We start from the raw sequence: 21,522 nt of genomic DNA on the forward strand, positions 1-21,522 counted from the left end.
TGTCCTGGGGGCGCTCGGCACCCCCTAACCCCTCACCCTCCCTATATCTTTTTCCCCTCCCACCCCCTCACCCGCCTTGATCGACCGGGCCTCCGTCGTTAAAAATTGCAACCCCAACCCGCTCGACCTCCCGGCACTCCCCCCCAACCCGCTCGACCTCCCGGCACTCCCCCCCCGACCCGCTCGACCTCCCAACCTTCCCCCTCGCGCTCCACCAGGCCCCTCCCCCCGCCCGCCGCCTGACCTGCCTTCGCCACAGACCCGACATATGCAGACGCTCCCCCCTTCGCTGGCCTCCCTCTCCCACGCCCCCACCATCGAAGGCGTGCGCCTGCACAAACCCATCGGGCGCGGCGCCGACTCGGTCGTGATTCTGGCCAGCCGCGGCGTCGACACCGTCGCGGTCAAGACCTCCCGGGAGCCCGGCGCCCACTTAAGCGACGACCGCCGCCGACGCTTTTTGCGCGAGGGCTGCCTGCTGGCCTGCCTCACCCACCCGGCGCTGCCGCGCATCTATGAGGTCGGGGAGTCCCACAAAACCCCTTACATCGTCCTGGAGTATGTGAAGGGCGAGACGCTCCAGGAGCGTGTGACCCGGGAGCCCTTGAGTGGGGAGCTCTTGCTGGCGCTGGCCACGGAGCTGGCCGACGCCCTGGCCCAGGTGCACGACCACGGCCTGATTCACCGCGACATTCACCCGGCCAACGTCCTCCTCGACGACGACCACCGCCCGCGCCTCATCGACTTTGGCCTGGCCGCCGACGTCGACGTCGACGACGCCCAACGCCTCGAGGGCACCCTGCACTACCTCTCCCCCGAGCAGGGCGGCATGCTTGAGCGCCTGGTCGACCACCGCTCCGACCTCTACAGCCTGGGTGCCCTCCTCTACTTCGCCGCCACCGGCGAACCTCCCTTCGAGGGCAAAGACCCCCGCGCCATCCTCTCGCAGCACGCCACCGCCCCCATCCCCGATCCGCGGGCGCGGCGAGTGGACCTCGACCCGGAGTTCGCCGGGATCATTCGGTGGCTGATGGCCAAAGACCCCTCCGACCGCCCGGGCTCGGCCGCCGCCCTGCTCAACCAGCTCCAGCACCTGGGGCAGCGCCCCACCTCGATGCCCCTGGACCACGGCGTCCATGAGCTCGTGGGCCGCCGCGCCGAGCTCCAGCAGCTCCTGGAAGCCTGGGACCGCTCCCAGCAACACCGCACCACCCTGGCCATGCTCGAGGGGCCCTCGGGCAGCGGAAAATCGCGCCTGATGCACGAGCTCGTCACCCGCGCCGGCGCCGAAGGCGCCGGCACCTTCTTCATCACCATCCAGGCCGAAGAATCCCACCCCTTCGCCCCCCTGCAACGCCTCTTCGACCCCATCTGCGACTACATCGACCGCCTGGAAGGCGACGAGCTCCGCGCCACCACCACCTTCTTCCTCGACATCGTCGATCACCGCCTCGACGCCCTGCATCTGGCCGTGCCTCGCCTGGCCCTCCAGCTCGATCAGAACACGGCGGCCGAAGCCTCCCCCGGGCTCGACCTGCGCTCCGACGTGGTCTACGACTCCCTGGCGGCCATCCTCCGCCAGATCGCCCGGGTGATGAAGGGCGCGCTGATCGCCATCGACAACGCCCAGTGGCTCGACGACGCCACCGAGCGCGTGCTCCAACGCCTGGATCTGGCCCGCGACCAGGCCCCGCTGCTCATCCTCCTGGGCGCCGACGACTCCCGACAGGCCTCCCCCCGCACCAACCAACTCGCCGGCTCCCTGCGCTCGATCCTCCACACCCGCATCACCCTGGCCCAGCTCTCGCTGCGGGAGGTCGACGCCCTGATCCGCGCGCGCCTGGCCGGCGCCGACGTCGACGTCGAACTCGTCGAGCGCATCTTCGCCGTGAGCGCCGGCAACGCCTACGCCGTCGAGTCCTTCATCCGCACCCTCCTCGACGCCGCCGTGCTCCGCCCCTTCTGGGGACGCTGGGTCCTTGATGCCGAACGCCTCCAGGGCCTCGACCTCCCCGACGACATGGCCGAGCTCTTGCACTTCCAGCTCGACCAGCTCCCCGAACAAACCCGCGAGGTCCTCTCCTGGATCGCCCTCTTCGGCGTGGTCGACCACCCCGAACAGCTCGCCAGCTGCGCCGGCCTGGCCCTGGCCAGCGTCGAAGACGCCTTCGCCCAGGCCTCGCTGGCCGGCCTGCTCCGCAACCTGAGCGACCAGGGCTACACCCTGATCCACAACTCCCTGCGCCAGCGCCTCCTCCAGAACCTCGACCCCGACGAGCGCGCCCGACGCCACCAGGAGATCGCCCGCACCCTCGACGACGACCAGGCCCACGCGCGCCTCTTCGACCTGGCCCGTCACTACGCCCTGGGCCAGCCCCACCTCAACCCGGCCCGCGCCCTGGAGATCAACCACCGCGCTGGCAAGCTGGCCGAAGCCAGCTTCGCCTACCTCCAGGCCTTCCAGTTCCTGCGCGACGCCGCCCGCATCGCCCACGAATTCAACGTCCCGCACCCCACCCTCGACGCCGACCTGGGGCGCATCGCCGCGCGCACCGGAAACCTGGTCCTGGCCCAGACCCACTTGACCCGCGCCATTGAACAGGCCTCCGACCCCTACCTGCGCGCCGAACTCCGCGGAGAACTGGCCAACGTCGACATCACTAACCTCGACATCGCCCGGGCGCGCCAGCAACTCCAGAAGGCCCTGGCCGAAATCGGCGAAACCATCCCTCGCCCCCGCCCCGCCGACCTGGCCACCAGCCTGGGCGCCTGGGCCCTGGGCGAACTCGCCACGCGCCAGCCTCGCCTGGGCCGCCTGCTGCGCAAACCTTTGAGCGAAGCTCAGCGCCGACACATGCGCGTCCTCTCCGATCTCTACGATTTCGGCTCGCGCATCGGCTACTTCACCTTCGAAGACGACCTCCTCCTCCAGATCGGCCTGCGCCAGCACGACGTCGCCGTCAAACTCCAGGACCACGCCCTGCTGGCTCGCACCCACAGCCTGCTGGGCTTTATCGCCGCGGCCGCCGGGCGCCCCTACTGGAGCAAAGACCACGCCCAACGCGCCATCGACCACGCCCGCACCACCCGGGACCGCACCACCATCACCATGGTCAACTTCATGAACGCCATGGTCGACGACCTCTCCGGACGCCCCCTGGAGGCCGCCAAGACCTTTGAGGCCTCCGTCATGGAACAGGGCCAGTGGCTCGACGCCTGGGAGTACGCCTCCGGCGCCACCCTCCTGGCGCAGACCTACGCCCTGCGCGGCCATCACCGCCGCTCCCTCTCGGTGGCTCGCCAGGCCATCCGCGCCCTGCGCGCCCGCCTGGGCGAAGACAACGCCGACCGCCAGTTCGCCACCACCCCCCTGGCCGCCACCGCCCTGGTTGGCATGGTCGCCACCGCCGACCCCGGCGACCGCCGCGCCCACGAAGACGCCATCCAGCGCTACTTTGAGCACACCAGCGATCGCCTCTACTACCACGCGCTCTTCCACCACGCGCTCCTCGTGTACAGCGTTGAGCGCCACCTCCTCGACGCCGAGGTCGACCGCCACATCGAGGGCTTTGAATCCCTCCCGATGAACTTCCCCCGCATCCCCTTCTACCTGCGCTCCTTCTACATCTGGAAGACCTGGCTCTACCTGCTGCGCGTGGAAGAGGCCCTCGACCAGGGCGCGCTCCCCTCCTTTGCCAACCTCGACCACGCCCTGGCGGAGCTCGACCAGGCCGCCAGCGTCCCGCTCTACCGCGCCTACCACGCCCTCTTTAGCGCCTTCGCCGCACTCCACCGCGGCCGCCTCCAGGAGGTCCCCCCCCTCCTCGACCAGGCCCGACACCTGGCCGACCAGGCCGATATCCCCCTGGTCCACTTCGAGATCGCCCGCTGCTTCGCCCTCCTGCACCGCCGGCAGAACTCCCCCGATGTCACCCTGCGCTACCTCCGCCACGCCCTCCAGCTCGCCCAGGACCAGGGCTGGGCGCCGCGCCTGCGCCGCCTGCGCGCCGACTTCTCCGAAGAACTCCGCGAAGCCACCAGCTCCTCGCTGCCCCGCTCCTCCCACACCGGCACCCGCAACTCCCTGACCTCCTCGCAGACCATGAGCGCGCGCACGCAGCAGCATTTTGAGGCCCTGCTGCGCATCCACCAGGTCTTGAGCGATCTGGGCACCCCGCAGACCAAACTCAACCAGGTCCTCGACGAACTCATCGCCATCTTCGGCGCCCAACGCGGCTTCTTCTTTCACGTCAACCCCGACGACGACTCCCACCTGCTGCTGGAGGCCTCCCGCCATGTGGAGCATCGCCAGCACGACGACGCCGACCTGGTCCCCCTCCACCACGACTGGGCCGAGGGCCTGGTTCAACAGGTCTTCGCCACCGGCCGCCCCCTGGTCGTGCACAACGTGCGCGAGGGCGCCCGCTGGGATCAGGAGGCCTTTAGCAATCACCTGCGCAGCGCCATCGCCGTCCCCATGATCTCCCGCGGCAAACCCCGCGGCGTCGTCTACCTCGACTCCTCCCTCTCCGAGGGCGTCTTCGCGCAAAGCGACCTGCGCACCCTCCAGGGCCTGACCAACTCCCTGGCCATCCTCCTGGAGGCTGCCCGCACCACTCGCCTGGAGGCCGAGGTCGCCCGCGCCTCCGAACGCAGCGCCTCACTTTTGGAACACGCCACCAGCGCCGTGCAACTCGGCATGGCCATCGTCGATGCCCACGGAAACCTCTCCACCGCCACCCCCACCCTCCACGCCATGGCCGAGCCCTGGGGCTCGCTCTCCCGCTGGTGGGCCCGGGCCTTTGACGCCTCCAACTGGAAAAACCGCGACTCCGGCCTGGCCTCCGGCCTCAACCTTAAGAGCGCCCTGGCCGACATCCGCACCCCCGACAACCAGCGCCGCGTCTTTGAACTCACCGACACCGGCGCCCAACACCAGCTCCACGAATACGACCAGCATCACGTCTTCTTAATCCGCGACGTCACCTCCCATATCCTGGCCAGCGAAGAGCGGGCGCGCCTCAACCAGGACCTCGAACTCGCCACCGAAGAGGCCTTAAGCGCCAACCGCGCCAAGAGCACCTTTCTGGCCAACATGAGCCACGAGTTGCGCACCCCGCTCAACGCCATCATCGGCTACGCCGAAATGCTCCTGGAAGAGCACTCCCCCGACGAGTTCCCCGACCTGGTCGCCGACCTCGACCGCATCCAGGTCGCCGGCAAACACCTGCTGCGCCTGGTCAGCGACATCCTCGACCTCTCCAAAATCGAAGCCGGCCACATCGAACTCGCCCCCCACACCTTCAATCTGCGCGCCATGATCGACGACGTCGCCGCCACCGCCCGTCAACTCGTCGAAAGCAACCACAACACCCTCTCCCTCTCCCCCATCCCCGACGTCACCCTCTTCAACGACGAAACTCGCCTGCGCCAGATCCTCCTCAACCTTCTGGGCAACGCCGCCAAATTCACCGAAGACGGCGACGTCGCCCTCACCATCACCCTCATCGACGCCCCCACGCGCGCCGACAACGCCAACAACGCCCCCTCACACGACTGGCTCGCCATCACCGTCTCCGACTCCGGCATCGGCATGACTCCCGACCAGCTCGAACGCCTCTTCGAAGCCTTTTACCAGGCCGACCAACGCTCCATCTCCCGCCACGGCGGCACCGGCCTGGGCCTCACCATCACTCGCCGATTCTGCGACCTGATGGGCGGATCCATCCACGTCGAAAGCACCCCCGGCAAAGGCACCTCCTTCACCATCAAGCTCCCCATCCGCATCGATCCCACCCTCGACCCCGATCTCCTGGCCCTGCAAAGCATGGTCGAATGATCCTTTTGCCCCAGGCGCCCCGACTCATCCCACCTCCCAGAGGTCCTCGCGGGTTGTCCCGAGCAGTCTCATCCACCTCCCAGAGGTCCTCTGAGGTAGTCTGGACCATCCTCATCCACCTCCCAGGGTCTCCCACGATGGTCTGATACTAAAATTTGATGCTCACGAGCTCCCTTACGTTGGTACCAGACCAAAAAATAATGCTCCCGAGCTACCTTGAGTTCGTCTGGAGCACTTCACACACGCGCGGCGTTCTTCGATCGCTTCACCCGGCAGCTGACAGAGCCGCTCTCGCTCCCGCTTAACGAAGTGCTTCGTCAGCTGCGCGAAAAGCTGCCCAGAGTCTTTGGCGAGCGCATGCGCGGCTTTCAGCGCATCCTGACGATAGATGCCACCGTGCTGCGACTGCATCAACTGCGCAGGGACGCCTTCCCGGTCTGCCGCACCAACCACAGCCCGACTTCGGCTAAGCTCCATATGGTGATGAACGTCGTCGATGGCTCGCCCAACCACATCCAGCTCACCGATGAGCGCACCGGCGATGTTGTGTTCTGGAGGCGCATCGGCTCGTGGGTGAAAGGCTCGCTGCTGAGCTTCGAACTGGGCTACTACCCCTTCCATTTTTTCCACCGGATCACGCGGTAAAGGGGCTACTTTCTCAACCGCTTAAAGACCAATGCCAACCCGCGGGTCATAAAAGATCTGGGCGGTGGCGCGCGCCATCGCATCGATGTTGCCGGAAAACGGCTTCAGGAGGTTTTGCGAAGGCTTCGACGCAAGACCTTTGAAGCGATTGTCGAAATCGGGTTCTTTAAGCGCTCCTACAAAAGTCAAAAACGCTTTATGCGCCGCCGTTTCGGGTTAATCGCGGTGCGCAACAAGGAGGCCAACACCTACCACGTCTATGTGACCAATACCGACGCCGAGCAGATCACCGCCGGGGACATCACCGACGTCTACGCGCTGCGCTAGCAGGTCGAGTTGCTCTTCAAACAACTCCATCAGATCGGGCGCCTCGGCGAAATTCCTTCGAGCAAAGAACATATCGTTAAAGCCTTGACTTACGGGGCGATTCTGGCGCTGGCACTCTCCAACCGCCTACTCGAATATCTGGGTAAAAAAGCTCGCGGACGAGCGATGCCGACGACCCGATTTGCGGAGGTTTACCGCACGGTTTCGTACCTGCTTCTTCTAGAACTCACCGCTCACTGGCGTCAGGAAGACATCGAAATCTTTGCGATGCTGCTTTACGAGGCTGTCGATCCAAACCTGATACGAGGGCGTTCCAGCGACATTCTTTTGGATTTGCGAGGTGTTGGAGAATGAGTGTTTATGCGGATTTGAGGCTTACGCGAGCACGGATGGATGCTCGTGATATACCGGCGCTCACGATAGTCATCTCCCCTAACCGTCCTACGTTCACACCAAGCACACTAGCAACACAAACCTTAGATTTACCACCTGGACCCATCATCTGTAAACATTTGAAACAAAAACCTACCCCTCTTGCGCGATTAAAATTTCTAAAATAGCGTAATCATATCCACATACAGCAAAAGACTCGCACAAGGAGTAAGTCCAAATGAAAAGAATGCCCTTAGGGGTCGTCGTCGCGACCACATTCACCCTGTTGATAACACTATCCTCTCATGCATGGAGCTATAACCTCCAATCTACCCCTTGGCCATCACACAACTCATTCACTTTCATGATCAACACAAGCTCCTTCACTTCACGGCTAAACGCTTCCTCTCAAAACAACTCTAATCTATCCCTTTCTCAGACCCAGTATGAAAACTGGACTCTTTACGCGCTTGCCCAATGGTCCGCTCAGTCGGGAACAGGATGGGACCACCAATACAACGGAACAACTTCGCTCAGCCCATGTGCTGGATCTGCTCACGGCGACGGGCATAGCGTAATTGGAGGCGGATATGGCTGTGAAGAGCCTGGATGTACCACGTTAGCATACACCTCGCCTATCATCTCTATTTTTGGCAACAGGACTGAAGCTGATATTTGTATATTAGGACTCTCGACTTCCTCCCCGTCTTGGACGCTGGCAGGGACAAGCCTTGGCACTAACGAACTCGATCTCGTTTCAGTTCTAGTACATGAGTTTGGCCACGCGTTAGGAATTGACGACTCTAACGTATATTCAGTTATGCACCCTGGGAATCGATTTCTACGAAACCTGTATGGCGATGACATTAAAGCAGTAAGAGCCGCTTTTCCAGGAAACGCTCCTGTGGAACGTGACCGGCGATACAGACGATATGATCATGCAACTAACTCTTGGGACAACTGGCAGTCAATTCCCGGGACATCTTATTGGCTCGAACCGTCGGGAGCTGTTGGTTATTCATATATTCCCAATGAGACTCTACCTCATCTTGATCGATTAGTCGTAGCATCTAATACGAAGAACGGAGATGCCATACACTTTACTCGAGCAACAACCGACCCCACTGTAGCGCCAACATGGACAACTACAGTAGTCAATCATCCTACATGGCATCGTCCCGCAGTCGCGAGTAGTGGTTATGTGACCCAGCAGTGGGTCAGCGCATGGACCGTTGCCCAAAACGACTATAATGATTGTGGATACATCGATATATTGCACAGCTCATCCGACGCACTTGTATCAGGCACCTATTCGAGGTTATTTCACTGTACAAATATTTCACCAGAGCTTGCTTATGACCATAACTCTGACCGTTTCATCCTTGCTTACATCGAAGGAGCCACACCAAGCGGAATTCAAAATCGCATTGTACTCAGGACATCAAACAATGGCGGCGCTTCGTGGACATCCCCCCAAACCTTATCTATATCCTCGCTCGACACTCCCAGCATAGCATGCGACGCAACCTCTTGCACCATGTCCTATATGCGCGCGAGTGGATCCGACCCCTGGCTAGTTTCCAGAAAAATCAACGTAAACCCAACTACTGGTTACGTTTCGCTCGGAAACTATACACAAGAGTTTACCAGACTTCAAAAACGTCCAACTACCATTTCTAGAGGTATCAATGAATGGATGACGACGATACATAATCCAGGCACGAATCAAAATAGAGCAAACGGGCATGGTCGAATTCGCTATCACAACAGCTCCTCCAATCCCGTTTATTTTGATGGGTTCTTATGGGACTACGCAACCGCTGGAGATGTGTTTCACAACGCATCGCTCGCGGGAGGTTATGAGTATCTTGACTCTTACCTTCTATATATCCACTAAAACCTATAGTTCTAACACGACCTTTAAACCGAGGCCCATAGATGTCAAAAGCAAAACACGTTTTCCCGAGTTACTTCATATTAACGACGTCACTCATGCTGGTTGCGCTGAGCGGGTGTTTGCCGGAGGAAAACTCAGACAGTTCTAGCCAGCTCGCACTAGAGTCTTCAAATATTCACGAAGACCACCCGCCACATAACGAGGTTAAGTCTGAATCTTCAGACTTTATGCAAGCTCAAGCGAGCAATCGTTTAATTGTCGACTCCATGAATATGACAGAGATTGTGGGCGCACACGCAATGGTCCGAGAAGTTTCTCTGTGTGAATATTCTCAACTTTACGATATTGGAGGTGAGTTTGAGGTTGTCGAGATTCGCTCTTCATATGAATCGGACAAAAAGTCATCAAAAGAAGCACCTTCCACGTATATTACATTCAAACTTATCAGTGATTGGTTTAACAACAGCCCCCAAACGGTGGTCGCCCGTATCTCTGGAGGTTACTTTCCAGATGGGCGATATCTGCCGCCGAGGGTTTCATTAGAGAAAGGTGAAGTGATAGCCGCTTTCTTTTACGATGTAGAGCGTTCTGAGAAGCATGGTTTTTATAATAACGGTTACCATCAACTCACAAACCATCTACAGATCTTCCGCGAGGTTTCGGACAACCTGTACTCCAACGGTCAGCATTTCTTCCCCGAAGGAACGCCAATAACCTCTCTCAGAAATAGTTTATTAGAGGCACGCAAGTCACAAGCAAACTGCGAGGTTTCAAATGATCCGTCTCTTAAAGGATACCTTCCCTCTGTTCAGCCTTAATCAGGCACTGTAATTCGCGGGTTTGTTGTAACCTGCAACAGCGGAGGAGGACCTGTTTAGGCCCTCCTCCGCAAAACACTCAACTAAAATACCATTTCCTTTAAACCGCCAAACCCCTACATTCACATAACACCATTCCACTCAAACCTTCCACACACACCCAATTTAAGATTTACGCATTAGAGGCAAAGCCATAAGGCATACTTTAAACCTGTCATTCGCCATGCATTTTACCACAAAAAAGACGAAACATCGGCAACACCATTGCACATATAACAACACCTCCAACATTATTTAACACTGACCAATCGAAGCTGGTGTCGGCCAAGGCGTCCTGCTAAACAGCGGAGAAAGAAGTTCGCATTTCTCTCCCTCCCCGCCCCGCAGCACACCATGGCCCCTTCTAACCCCGACGCCTACATCAGCACCGAGCATCTTGAGCACGACCTCGAGGGCCAATCGGTGCGCGGCGGCACCCTGACCGCGCTGGCCCAGATCCTCAAATCGCTCCTGGAGATGGGCTCGACCTTTCTGCTCGCCAGGCTCATCTCTCCCGAAGATTTTGGCCTCTTCGGCATGGTCATCATCGTCACCGGCTTTCTGACGATGTTCAAAGACCTGGGCCTGGCGATGGCCACCATCCAGCGCGAAGAGATCACCCACGCCCAGGTCAGCGCGCTTTTCTGGATCAACCTGCTTTTGGGCGCGCTGATCTCCCTGGTCACCGCCGGCTCCTCCTGGGTGCTGGCCTGGGTCTTTGACGAACCGAGGCTGGTGCCCATCGCCTTAGGGCTGGCCGGGGCCTTTTTCTTCGGGGGGCTGACCGTCCAGCACGAGGCGCTGCTGCGCCGCCAGATGCGCTTTGGGCGCCTGGCCGCCGTCGAGGTCACGGCGATGGCCATCAGCGTGGGCCTGGCCGTGGCGGTGGCCCTGGCCGGCGGCGGCTACTGGGCGCTGGTCGTCAACTCGGTGGCGCTGGCCGTGGCCAGCTGCCTGGGCGTATGGATCGCCTGCGGCTGGCGCCCCGCGCGCCCGGCCCGGGCCGAGGGCCTGCGCTCCATGCTGGCCTTTGGCGCGGATATGACCGGCTTTAACTTCGTCAACTACTTCGCGCGCAACTTTGACGACTTCCTCATCGGGCGCTTTCACGGCGCCGCGCAGCTGGGCTTTTATCAGATGGCCTACAAGATCCTGATGATCCCGCTGCGCCAGATCAACCACCCCGTGGGGCAGATCGCCATCCCCGCGCTCAGCCGCGTGGTCAGCGACCCGGTGCGCTACCGCCAGATGTATTTGCGCGTGCTCGAAAAGCTCCTCCTCGTCACCATGCCCCTGGGGGCCATTTTGGTGGCCGGCGCCGACTGGATCATTCTCAGCGTACTCGGTGACGCCTGGGCCCCGGCTATCCCAATCTTCGCGGCGCTGGGCTTGTCGATCTTTACGCAGACCATTGGCAACACCACCGGCTGGCTCTTCGTCTCTCAAGACCGCACCCGGGAGCTCTTGCACTGGGGGCTCTTGAGCTCGGGGCTGGTCGCCATCTCCTTTGCCCTGGGCATTTACTGGGGCGCGCTGGGTGTGGCGATTGCCTACACCGCGCTGGGCATCGTCCTGCGCACCCCGCTGCTGTTGTGGTTTGTGACCCGTCGCGGTCCGATCCAGATGGGCGACTTCTACCGCACCGCCTTCATCCCCTTTATCGCCGCGCTCGGCGGCGCCACCGCCATGCTCGCGCTGCGCATCTACCTCCCGCTTAACTCGCCAGTGGCCATGTTCGCCCTGGCCGTCCCCACCTGCCTGATCGGCGCGCTCCTCACCCTGGCTTCGCTCCCCAAAGGCCGACTCGCCATGCGCGACCTCATCGCGCTTGTCGGCTACCTGCGCGCCGGCCGCGACATCAGCGAATCCACTGGAGAGCCCTTGTCCTGATGTGGTAGGTCAGGCGCCTGGCGCCCCGGCCCCCTCGATTCTCACAAAGCACCGCATCGTTTGAGGTTTCTCGTTGAACGTCATCATCTCCAACACCGTCGCCCTCAACGGCGGCGACGCCGCGATCTTGCAGGCCATCGTCGACGCCCTCACCGATGTGCTCGGCGAGGACACCTGTTTTAGCGTCTTCGACAGTCAGCCCGAGATCGCCCGGCGTTATTACCCGGCCTTCGACTTTCAAAAGCTCCTCTACCTCCTGGTTTCCCGCGCCCCCAACGGCCTCGGGCCCCTGATCCGCCCCCTGCAGCGCCGCCGCTTTGAGACAGCGGCCAGGCTCTGGGGCCAGGGCAAAGAGGCCGCCGCCCGGCTGCTCTTAAGCCGCGCCGAGGCCGCCGCGCTCCAGACCTACGCCGAGGCCGACCTCATCGTGAGCACCGGCGGCACCTACCTCGTGGAAAACTACGACATTGAGCCGCGCCTCTTCGACTTTCAGATCGCGCTGGCACTGGGCCGCCCCCTTGTCTTTTACACCCAGTCGCTGGGGCCCTTCCGCGAGCCCAAAAACCAGCAGCGCGTGCGCGATATTTTTAATCAGGCAAGACTCGTCCTCCTGCGCGATGCCCGCTCAAAGGAGCACCTCCTTGAGATCGGCGTGCGCCCTGACCATCTCCACGTCTGCGCCGACGCCGTCTTCGCCCTTGATACCGACGCACTCCCCGCGGCAAAGACGGCCGCCCCCCCGAAAACGAGCGCCGAAGAACGCCCGCTCCAGGTCGCCGTCTCCGTGCGCCACTGGAGCCATTTTGAAGCGCTCTCGACCGACGAGGGCATGAAGCGCTACTGCGACGCCATCGCCGCCGGCGTCACCCACCTGGTCGAGCAGCATCAGGCCGAGGTGACCTTCCTCTCCACCTGCCAGGGCATCCCCGAGTACTGGACCCACGACAGCAAAACCGCCCACGCCATCGTCGACACCCTCCCCGAAGCGATACGGGAGCACGTCAAGGTCGACGAGGCCTTCCACTCCCCTCAAGAGCTCGTCGCGACGCTGGCCACCTTCGACGCCGTCATCGCCACCCGCATGCACATGGCGATTCTCGCGCTCATCGCCCGCGCCGCCGTCTTGCCCGTCTCCTACGAGTTCAAGACCACTGAGCTCTTCGAACGCCTGGGCGCCGGGCAGTGGGTGGAAGACATCAACACCATCGAAGCCGACGCCTTCATTCAGAAGCTCGACGCCCTGCTCGCCGACCTCGACGGCGTCAAAGCGCTGCTCGCAAAGGGCGTCGCCGAAGAGCGCGAGATCGCTCTGGAAGGAGCGCGCAAGGTCGGTGAGCTCATCCGCTCCTGACGCCGGGGTAAGCGTCGGCTTGAGCGGCGAGGTCCCGCATCATCGGGCTCCTGCCAGCGATGCCTCCTCTCCTCGGGCCGGAGGGGCCTGTCACTCGCCAGCGCCCCCGGCCCCACAAAAAAGCGGGCCCCGAAGGGGCCCGCGCGCAGCTCAACGAACTAGCTCTACTCACCCTCGCGGGCCGCTCAATCCTGAGCGAGGCCATGCGGCCAGGCGATGGGCCCCGGTGCCGCGTCGCTCTCGCGCCCCAGACGGCCGTCTACCACCTGTCCCCAGCACCACGCTTCGCCCACCTGCGTGAGCGCACAGGAGTGCATCTCGCCGGTGCCTATCCACGCAAAACCATCGCCCTGATTCACGGCCGAAGGGGAAGCCGCGTCCCCCGTCCTTCCATCTCCAAGCTGACGATCGGAGTTACTCCCCCAACATTGACCTCGGCCCTCTGCATCCACACCACAACTATGTCGTACGCCAGCGGATACCTGCGAATACTCCGCACCGCCGTCCACCAACGCCGGGCTGCGCTCGTGGTAGTGCGCATCATGGTCCGTCACTTCGGTTCCCAGGCGCCCATAAGACCCCGCTCCCCAGCAGTACGCCCGTCCGGCACTCCCGGTATGTACCACCGCACAGGTATGCTCCCCACCTGCGGAGATCTGCAGAAAACTCCAGGAAGATAACGCGTCCACCTCCGTCGGACTCGTCCTGATTGCCTCATCGGCCCCATTGCCCAACCTCCCCGAATCTCCCCGGCCCCAGCAATACGCCTTGCCCTGCGTGCTGATCCCGCAGACATGCTCCCCGCCCGCGCTCACCTGCTCCCAGCTCAGCCCACCGCCCACCAGTAAGGGCGTCGTCACCTCTGACTCATTGCTCTCCACCCCCAGACGCTCCCCCGTGTTGTGCCCCCAGCAGAAGAGATTCGTCCCCCGACGCCCGCAGCTATGCTGCCCGCCGGCGCTCACTTCAACCCAGTCCGTCGCGCTTCCCACACGCTGCGGCGCGGCGACGCTTCCATACTCAGCGTTTCCATTCCCTACCCGACCATATTCTTGCTGCCCCCAGCACCACAGGCTCCCATCGACCTGAATCCCGCAGGTATGCTCTCTGCCGGCGCTGACCTCCTCCCACGCCCCACCCACACGCTGCGCCTGAGACTCCGAGCCCCCGCTTGCCCCCTGCCCCAGCTGCCCCGCGCTGTTGCTTCCCCAGCACCACAGGCTCTGGTCAGCGAGGATCCCGCAGCTGTGAGCACCGCCCACGCTGAGCTGCGTCCAGACCGGGTCGACCATCGCGTAGCTTCGCACCTCCTCCCGACAGTACGACTCGCCAGCCACCTCCACGCACCCCTGCACCTTCAGGCGACTCTCCACCGCGCTGAGCTCCAGCGCGGCGCCCTGCTCGCAGCTCTCCACCGCCACGCAGCTCTCGGTGCCGTCCACCACCGCGCAGAACTCGCAGCTCAAGACGCAATCCTCTCGATCGCACGCACCACGCACCAGGCCCAGGTCCCTGTAGTAACGCTCCCCACTCAGGGGTGCCTCCAGACTCACCCCAAAGTCGCGCACTCGCACAAAGGACGTGCTCTCCTCCACGCGCTCCTCTCCCAACGACGCGCGCACCACCACCTGATGCTCGCCCTCCCCCACCTCCAGCTCAAAACGCCCGTCGGGGCAGGCCACAAAGGCCCCGTCGTTATGCGAGCACTCCGTCACGCATTCGGCCGGCCCGCACTCAAAGCGCACCTCCACCGAGGTCGTCTCCCCGGCAAACACCGACGCCTCTCCCCCGCTCTCCGGGGTGGCGGTGATCGTCAGCGAAAGCTCCCCGGTGTCGGTGTCGGGATGCGGATCGACATCGGCATCAAGCCCCACATCGGGATCGGTGTCTCCCCCCTCGGCGTCGCTCAAGTCCACCCAGACGCCGTTCACGCAGCCGGGCTCAGAGTCTTCACACACCGATGTGTCGACACCAAAAATACAGCCCGTTGAGGTGAGCAAAAACACGATTGTAACGTTGAATGCACGACTCATAGCTGTTCCCTCCGCCTTCACAGGTGACATCGAGCGTAGACCTGACCCCGGGCGTCGTCCCCAAACCCTGGACCTAAGCGCGCGTTGAAGTGGGCGCCGCGTGACGCCGCTTTTTGATCGAAAGAAGGCCACGATGATGAAGGATTTGCCCCGCTGACGCAACCGCGCCCCTCGCCGCCACGCGCCCCTTTCCCCCGCTAAAAACGCAGTGAGGCCGGCGCATGACGCGCCGGCCTCACGGGTAATCCCCTCCCCTTACCCGGGCGCTACCCCCGCTCTACATGCTCCTCGCCAGCCTCCACCGCGGCCAGCGTGCCGCCGGCCACGTTGATGCATTCCTTAAACCCCGCCGCCTCGAAGATCTGGGCAGCCATCGCGCTACGCCCGCCCGAGCGGCAGATCACGGCGATCACCCGCTCATCCTCCGCGGGCAGCTCGCCGGCCCGAATCTCGGAGAGCGGAAAGAGCTCCGCCCCCCGCACATGCACCGCCGCAAACTCATCGCTTTCGCGCACATCGATCAGGCGCAGGTTCTCAGCCTGACGACACTCGACAAACTCCCGAAAACTCAGCTCTTTCATCGTGCTCTCCCTTGTGGCTCAGATCGCAAAAGGTTTCAGGTTCAGGATCGCAGGTTCAGCTTACCCTCGGCAAGCCCCAGGGGATCTCTGGGGATCACCACACCGGTCAGGTCGTAGGCGCCGGCCTGCTGAATCTCCACCTCCACAAACTCCCCGGGCACCGGCATCTCTCCGCCGTAATCAAACGAGAGGTAAACCACCCCGTCAATATCCGGAGCCTGCCCGTAGTGGCGGCCTTCGAGCACCAGCTCGTGCTCCTCGCTCACGCCATCGACGATCACCTCGGTGGTCTGTCCGACCCACTCGGCGTTCTTGCGTTCGCTGATGCCCTGCTGCAGTTCCATCAACGCATCGCGACGCTCAATCTTGACGTGTTCCTCAACCTGATCCTCCATCGCCCCGGCCGCGGTACCTTCTTCCGGGCTGTACACAAACACGCCCACCCGGTCGAACTCCACCTCTTTGACCCAGTCGTAGAGTTCCTGGAACTCGGCGTCGGTCTCCCCGGGGTAACCCGCGATCAGGCTGGTACGCAGCACCAGATCATCGATCCCCCGCAGCCGCTCGATCAGCCGGGCCTGGGCATCGCGCTGGATGTTGCGCTTCATCGACTTGAGGATGCGCCGGTTGATGTGCTGCAGCGGCATGTCCACATAGGGCAGGAGTTTCTCCGAGGTCTGGAAAAACTCCACGAGCTCATCGGTGAAGTTCCACGGGTACATGTAGAGCGGCCGCACCCAGCTGATCTCCTCGGCCTCTTCATCCAGCCGACGCAGCAGGCGCAGCAGGTAATCGCGATTCTCCCGCGGGTTGAGATCGATGCCGTAGCTGGTCATGTCCTGCGCAACCAGAATGATCTCGTTAACCCCGGAACGCCCCAGCTTGCGCGCCTCGGCCACCACGTCGTCGATCGTGCGGCTCTTCTGCGTACCGCGAATCGAGGGGATGATGCAGAAGCTGCACGAGCGCGAGCACCCCTCGGCGATCTTCAAATACGCCGTGCCTCCGCGCACCGTGTTGGTGCGGGCGACCTCGTGGTCCATGATGAAGCTGCCCGGCCGAATGTAGGTCTTCTCCGAGAGACGACCGTGCAGGGCCTCATTGATCGCGGTGAAGGTCTGCGTGCCCAGAATCGCGTCGACTTCGGGAATCTCCCGCTCCAGATCCCCGGAGTAGCGCTGCGAGAGGCACCCGGTGACGACCACCTTGCCCAGCTTGCCGCGCTTTTTCAGGTCGACCATCTCCATGATCGTATCGACCGATTCCTCTTTGGCCGCGTCGATAAAACCGCAGGTGTTGACCACCACGATCTCAGCGTCCTCGACATCGGCGACCATCTCAAAGGCGCCATCGCCCTGAATCATGCCGACCATCACCTCGGAGTCGACCCGGTTCTTGGGACACCCCAACGAGATCATATGTACTTTTTTTACCATCGGTGGCTCTTCTTCTAAGGGTAAGTCTGCCGCTGGCCTCATAGGCCAATCCCCTCGATAAATCAACGCGCTCCCCAGATCTCCTGGCCCACGTGGTCAAAAAAACTCACCTCGACCAGCGTGCGCGCAAACTCCGAGCAGACCCGCGCGCTACCGACCGAGGCCGCCCCCCAGAGCGCGCGCCCCGGGCCCGTGGAGCCGCCGGTGGCCTGCACGATGCGCTGACAATCCCGGCGCGCCTCGCCCGGATCGAACCAGCGCTCGGCCTGCCCCAGAAAAGCCTCCCGGGCCGCCTCCCGGGAAAGCGCCCGGGTCTGGCCCAGCGTGGCCAGAAACACATCTTCCTCACTGCAAAACGCCACCTCTTTGAGCACCGTCACGCACTGCGCCTCGCTCTCGGCGCGCTGCGTCGCCGGCAGAAAGCGCTCCAGCCCCCGCGACTCATCCGCCAACGCCTGCGGCGAGTGGGCCGGAGAGACCACAGGGTAGGCTTCGAGTGTGGCCTCGGCCGATTCCCGCTCCGGCGCACAGCCCAGCAGCGTGGCCCACACCCCCACACTCGCCAGCCATTCCCCTCGCATCACGACTCCTCCAGGGATTCGGGCACAATCTCGTAGCGTTCAATACGCCGGTAGAGCGTGGTCCGATCCATGCCCAAGATCTCGGCCGCCTTCGACTTATTGCCCCTGGTGCGTCCCAGCACGTGGGCGATGTAGCGCGCCTCCAGCTCTTCCATCGAGGGCAGCCCGTCGAGCCCCAGAATCGCCTGCCAGGTCAAGAGGTCCAGATCCGCCGAGGCGCGACCATCGCTGCCCGCCCCCCGCACCCGGGGCGGCAGATCTTCAGGGGTGATCTCTTCCTGCAGGGCCAGCACCACCGCCCGCTCAATGTAGTTGCGAAGCTCCCGCACATTGCCCGGCCAGCCGTACTGCATCAGCGCGCGCCCGGCCTCGGCCGAGAGCCCCCGAATCGCTTTATCGCTACGCCGGGCAAAACGCTCAATGAAATGCTGCGCCAGCAAGAGCACATCCTTGCCCCGATCCCGCAGCGGTGGCAGCGCCATCTCAATGACGTTGAATCGAAAGTAGAGATCTTCGCGAAACTCCCCGCCCTTGACCCGCTCCTCCAGGTTGCGGTGGGTCGCGGCCACCAGGCGCACATCCACCTCCACCTCCTGGCTCCCGCCCACCGGGCGCACCTTGCGCTCCTCCAGCACGCGCAACAACTTCGGCTGCAACGAGAGCGGCAGATCCCCCACCTCATCTAAGAAGAGCGTCCCGCCGTGGGCCCGCACAAAGAGCCCGTCTTTATCCTCACGGGCATCGGTAAACGCCCCTTTCACGTGACCAAAGAGCTCGCTCTCCAGCAGCGAATCGGGCAGCGCCGCGCAGTTCACCGCCACAAAAGGCCGCTCGCTGCGCTCGCTCCGCTGGTGCAGAGCCCCGGCCACCAGCTCCTTGCCGGTGCCACTCTCCCCGGTGATCAGCACCGAGGCCGGCGAACGCGCCACCCGGTCGATCATCCCGAAGAGCTCCCGCATCGGCGCGCTCTCGCCAATCATCGCCTGATCGCCACCGCGCTCCCCGTCGACCTGCTCGCGCAGACGCTTGACCTCGTCGCGCAGCTCCCGGTGCTCCAACGCGCGATTCAACGCGATGGTCAGCGCCTCAATGTCCACCGGCTTGGTCAAAAAGTCGTAGGCCCCGGCGCGAATCGCCGCCACCGCCGTCTCCAACGTGCCAAACGCCGTGATCACAATCACCGGCAGGTTCGGCCGGTGATCCACCAGCCGACGGCAGAACTCGATGCCGTTGACCCCGGGCATGTTCAGGTCGGTGAGCACCACCTGGGCATCTTCCACCTCCAGCCCGCCAAAGGCCTCTTCGGCGCTGGTGTAAAAACGTGCCCGATAGCCGCGCTTGTTCAGGCGCTCCATCAACACCTGAGCCATGTTGGCATCATCATCCACGATCACTACGTCTCGTTGACTCATTCGCGCTCCTCAATCGGCAGATACACCCCAAAGGTGCTCCCCTGCCCCTCGATGCTTGTGACCTCAATCCAGCCGCCGTGCTCCCGCACGATCCCGTACGATACCGACAACCCCAGCCCGCTGCCCTCACCCACGGCCTTGGTCGTGAAAAAGGGCTCAAAAATCTGCTCCAACGCCTCCGGGCTCATCCCCACCCCGTCGTCACTGACCTCCACCCGCACAAAATCGCGCTCCGGGGCATCCTCCAACTCCGGGTGACGACGGCGCACCGCGCCCAGATCCACCCTCACCTCTCCGCCGCCCTGCCCCCGGCAGGCGTGCAGCGCGTTGACCAGCAGGTTGGTCAACACCTGCGTGAGCTGATCGGCGTCCACATCGCTGGCAAACGCCTGCGCCTCAGCCTGCAACGCCATCTGCACCTGCGCCTTCTCGGCCAGCGGCCGGATCAACTCGATGGCCTGCTCCACCACCGGCCCCACCTCCAGCCGGGTCTTGCTCAGGTGACGCACCCGGGCAAAATCCATCAGCTGACGAATGATCCGGGTGATGCGCTCGGTCTGCTCGCTGATGATCCGCGCGTTGCGCGTGACCTCATCGCCCTCCACCTCCCCGTCTTCAATCATCGCCGAACGCATCGAAATCACGTTGAGCGGCGTGCCCAGCTCATGGGCCAGCCCCGCCGCCAGCGTCCCCACGGTCTTAAGGCGATCCACGTGGCGCAGCTGCTGCAACGCCGCGATCCGCGCCGCCGTCTCATCTTCAAGCTTCTCGCTGGCCTCAGCCAGCTGCCCGCTCATCAGGTTCATCTCCCGGGCCAGCACGCTGAGTTCGCCATGCCCCTCCAACACCAGCGGGCTCTTCAGATCCCCCTGACCAATGGCCCGAGCCCGCGCCACCAGCCTATCGACCGGCCGGGCGATAAAGAGCAGCCCGGTCACCGTGGCCAGCCCCGCGGCCATCAGGAGCATCAAGAGCGTCGTCCACATAATCCGCCACTTCGAGGCGCGCACATAGGCCTGCTCCCGCTCAAAGGACTCCGAGAGCTCTACCGCCCCGATCCGCCCCCCCTCCACCACCACCGGCACATAGGTGTAGAGACGCCCGGCCTCGACCTGATCGCGATCGATCCAGCTCACCGCGCGGCCCTGCTCTAAAAGTCCGTTGAGCTCCAGGGGCGCCTCCGGCCGCAATCGCTCCAGCGTCCCCCGCTGCGCCCAGACCCAGCGCACCCGCAATCGCTCGCTGGCCTGGTTGGAGCGCTCCACCAGCTCCAACGCGAAATCCTCCCCGAACTCCTCGCGCGCATACCCCACCATCACCGCCAGAGGTTGCCCCAGCGCATAATGGTCCCGCCGCATCTGTGCCTCAAAGAGCCCCGACTCCCGGTCGATCCGAGAGTAGCCCTGCCAGGCCATGATCAGACAGATCCCGCCGATGAAGAGCAGCGTGATCTTAAAAGTAAGACGCATTCCGTCCTCGAAAGCGCGCGTCCCGAACCGGGCCATTCTCCCCCACGCCCCCTTCCGGCGCAAACGCCCTCGTCACCTCCCCTTAGAAAGTGTGGCATTTTGATACATGTGGCCCATCTCCACGCTCTTTTCGCCCGCTCGGCACCACTCCGAAACTCGCCGCCCCCGCGGCCTCGACACAAAAAACCCTTACACCGCAACATGATACGAAAAACAGACGTCTTTTTTTGTCGTTTTTTGTGCGCTGGCACAGCGCTTGTATAACCCACATCCCGTCAGCCACGACGCTCGCCAGTTCCGGCGACGCCACCCGCTGGCCGATGTTTCGAGAGGTTCCTCCCGGGGCTTCTCCTCAAATGTGCCGGTGACGACGTATCGACAACACTGTGGTTCCCGAACGCCCACACATCGTCACCGCACACCTTATTCAGCGGAGCCCAGTTGGTGCGGCTCCCCAAAGAGAAACGCAGGAGATTTTATCATGTCTACCAAGCTCTCGACCCGCCTGACCGCTGCCCTCTGTGCTCTTGCCCTGGCGCTTCCCGCCACCTCGGCCTTCGCCGCCTCCCCCGAAGCCCCCACCACCATCGCCTGCGACGGACACGGCGGTGACGAGGGCGACGACTCCCTCGCCGAAGAAGATGGCGACGACGACGAAGGTGAAGGCGACGAAGAAGAACTCGCCTGCGAAGGACACGACGGCGACGAAGAAGGCGAAGGCGACGAAGAAGAACTCGCCTGCGAAGGACACGACGGCGACGACGACGAAGGTGAGGGCGAAGACGACTCCACCTTCGCTGAAGAAGACGGCGACGACGACGAAGGCGACGAA

14 protein-coding genes and 1 pseudogene are annotated in these 21,522 nt (G+C 62.9%); 9 read left to right on the plus strand and 6 right to left on the minus strand.

Annotated features, from left to right (window positions below; genetic code table 11):
• Positions 1-268 precede the first annotated feature (268 nt).
• The 8 genes from DL240_RS18845 to DL240_RS18875 all read left to right on the plus strand — a co-directional run bounded on the left by DL240_RS18845 (position 269) and on the right by DL240_RS18875 (position 13,178).
• Positions 269-5,839 carry a protein kinase domain-containing protein gene (locus DL240_RS18845; protein WP_111731448.1) on the plus strand — a complete coding sequence of 1,857 codons (5,571 nt, stop codon included), beginning with the start codon at positions 269-271 and terminating at the stop codon, positions 5,837-5,839.
• A gap of 216 nt (positions 5,840-6,055) precedes the next feature.
• Positions 6,056-6,484, plus strand: coding sequence for a hypothetical protein (locus tag DL240_RS18850; protein WP_111731449.1), 429 nt, complete (start codon positions 6,056-6,058; stop codon positions 6,482-6,484).
• A 114-nt stretch (positions 6,485-6,598) separates the two neighbouring features.
• Entirely contained in the window at positions 6,599-6,811 is a 213-nt protein-coding gene (locus DL240_RS18855; protein ID WP_111731450.1) for a hypothetical protein, read from the plus strand.
• Between the two features lie 9 nt (positions 6,812-6,820).
• On the plus strand, positions 6,821-7,165 hold the full coding sequence (locus DL240_RS18860; protein ID WP_111731451.1) for a hypothetical protein: 345 nt from the start codon (positions 6,821-6,823) through the stop codon (positions 7,163-7,165).
• A 382-nt stretch (positions 7,166-7,547) separates the two neighbouring features.
• A complete protein-coding gene (locus DL240_RS21025) occupies positions 7,548-9,080 on the plus strand; it encodes a matrixin family metalloprotease (RefSeq protein WP_430673513.1) in 1,533 nt (510 codons plus the stop codon).
• Positions 9,081-9,121: 41 nt separating this feature from the next.
• Complete coding sequence (locus tag DL240_RS19830; protein ID WP_146618427.1) at positions 9,122-9,898, plus strand: hypothetical protein; 777 nt, start codon at positions 9,122-9,124, stop codon at positions 9,896-9,898.
• 393 nt (positions 9,899-10,291) lie between these two features.
• The gene (locus DL240_RS18870) at positions 10,292-11,827 is read left to right on the plus strand and encodes a lipopolysaccharide biosynthesis protein (protein WP_111731453.1); all 1,536 of its coding nucleotides are present in this window, start codon (positions 10,292-10,294) and stop codon (positions 11,825-11,827) included.
• A 73-nt stretch (positions 11,828-11,900) separates the two neighbouring features.
• Positions 11,901-13,178, plus strand: a complete 1,278-nt coding sequence (locus DL240_RS18875) for a polysaccharide pyruvyl transferase family protein (RefSeq protein WP_111731454.1) — start codon at positions 11,901-11,903, stop codon at positions 13,176-13,178.
• 185 nt (positions 13,179-13,363) lie between these two features.
• Here the strand turns inward: DL240_RS18875 and DL240_RS18880 are convergent, their stop codons facing one another.
• The 6 genes from DL240_RS18880 to DL240_RS18905 form a co-directional block, all read right to left on the minus strand.
• The gene (locus DL240_RS18880) at positions 13,364-15,136 is read right to left on the minus strand and encodes an RCC1 domain-containing protein (RefSeq protein ID WP_158542786.1); all 1,773 of its coding nucleotides are present in this window, start codon (positions 15,134-15,136) and stop codon (positions 13,364-13,366) included.
• Between the two features lie 341 nt (positions 15,137-15,477).
• Positions 15,478-15,792, minus strand: coding sequence for a rhodanese-like domain-containing protein (locus DL240_RS18885; protein WP_111731456.1), 315 nt, complete (start codon positions 15,790-15,792; stop codon positions 15,478-15,480).
• Positions 15,793-15,833: 41 nt separating this feature from the next.
• Positions 15,834-17,228 carry a 30S ribosomal protein S12 methylthiotransferase RimO gene (gene rimO / locus DL240_RS18890; protein WP_158542788.1) on the minus strand — a complete coding sequence of 465 codons (1,395 nt, stop codon included), beginning with the start codon at positions 17,226-17,228 and terminating at the stop codon, positions 15,834-15,836.
• A 62-nt stretch (positions 17,229-17,290) separates the two neighbouring features.
• Positions 17,291-17,809 carry a hypothetical protein gene (locus DL240_RS18895; RefSeq protein ID WP_111731458.1) on the minus strand — a complete coding sequence of 173 codons (519 nt, stop codon included), beginning with the start codon at positions 17,807-17,809 and terminating at the stop codon, positions 17,291-17,293.
• On the minus strand, positions 17,809-19,221 hold the full coding sequence (locus DL240_RS18900; protein WP_111731459.1) for a sigma-54-dependent transcriptional regulator: 1,413 nt from the start codon (positions 19,219-19,221) through the stop codon (positions 17,809-17,811). Before DL240_RS18900 ends, DL240_RS18895 begins: the two co-directional genes overlap by 1 nt.
• Positions 19,218-20,690, minus strand: a complete 1,473-nt coding sequence (locus DL240_RS18905) for a sensor histidine kinase (protein ID WP_111731460.1) — start codon at positions 20,688-20,690, stop codon at positions 19,218-19,220. Before DL240_RS18905 ends, DL240_RS18900 begins: the two co-directional genes overlap by 4 nt.
• Positions 20,691-21,171: 481 nt before the next feature.
• On the opposite strand from DL240_RS18905, the pseudogene DL240_RS18910 reads away from it, so the two are divergent.
• A pseudogene (locus DL240_RS18910) lies at positions 21,172-21,522 on the plus strand (hypothetical protein); the annotation flags it as partial.

Source organism: Lujinxingia litoralis (assembly GCF_003260125.1).
In the GTDB taxonomy this organism is placed as follows: Bacteria; Myxococcota_A; Bradymonadia; order Bradymonadales; family Bradymonadaceae; genus Lujinxingia; species Lujinxingia litoralis.

Bases quoted from the DNA above. Each gene is read 5' to 3' on its own strand.
- DL240_RS18905 (WP_111731460.1), bottom strand. From the start codon at position 20,690: ATGCGTCTTACTTTTAAGATCACGCTGCTCTTCATCGGCGGGATCTGT.
- DL240_RS19830 (WP_146618427.1), top strand. From the start codon at position 9,122: ATGTCAAAAGCAAAACACGTTTTCCCGAGTTACTTCATATTAACGACG.
- DL240_RS18900 (WP_111731459.1), bottom strand. From the start codon at position 19,221: ATGAGTCAACGAGACGTAGTGATCGTGGATGATGATGCCAACATGGCT.
- DL240_RS18845 (WP_111731448.1), top strand. From the start codon at position 269: ATGCAGACGCTCCCCCCTTCGCTGGCCTCCCTCTCCCACGCCCCCACC.
- DL240_RS21025 (WP_430673513.1), top strand. From the start codon at position 7,548: ATGATCAACACAAGCTCCTTCACTTCACGGCTAAACGCTTCCTCTCAA.
- rimO (WP_158542788.1), bottom strand. From the start codon at position 17,228: ATGGTAAAAAAAGTACATATGATCTCGTTGGGGTGTCCCAAGAACCGG.
- DL240_RS18895 (WP_111731458.1), bottom strand. From the start codon at position 17,809: ATGCGAGGGGAATGGCTGGCGAGTGTGGGGGTGTGGGCCACGCTGCTG.
- DL240_RS18870 (WP_111731453.1), top strand. From the start codon at position 10,292: ATGGCCCCTTCTAACCCCGACGCCTACATCAGCACCGAGCATCTTGAG.
- DL240_RS18885 (WP_111731456.1), bottom strand. From the start codon at position 15,792: ATGAAAGAGCTGAGTTTTCGGGAGTTTGTCGAGTGTCGTCAGGCTGAG.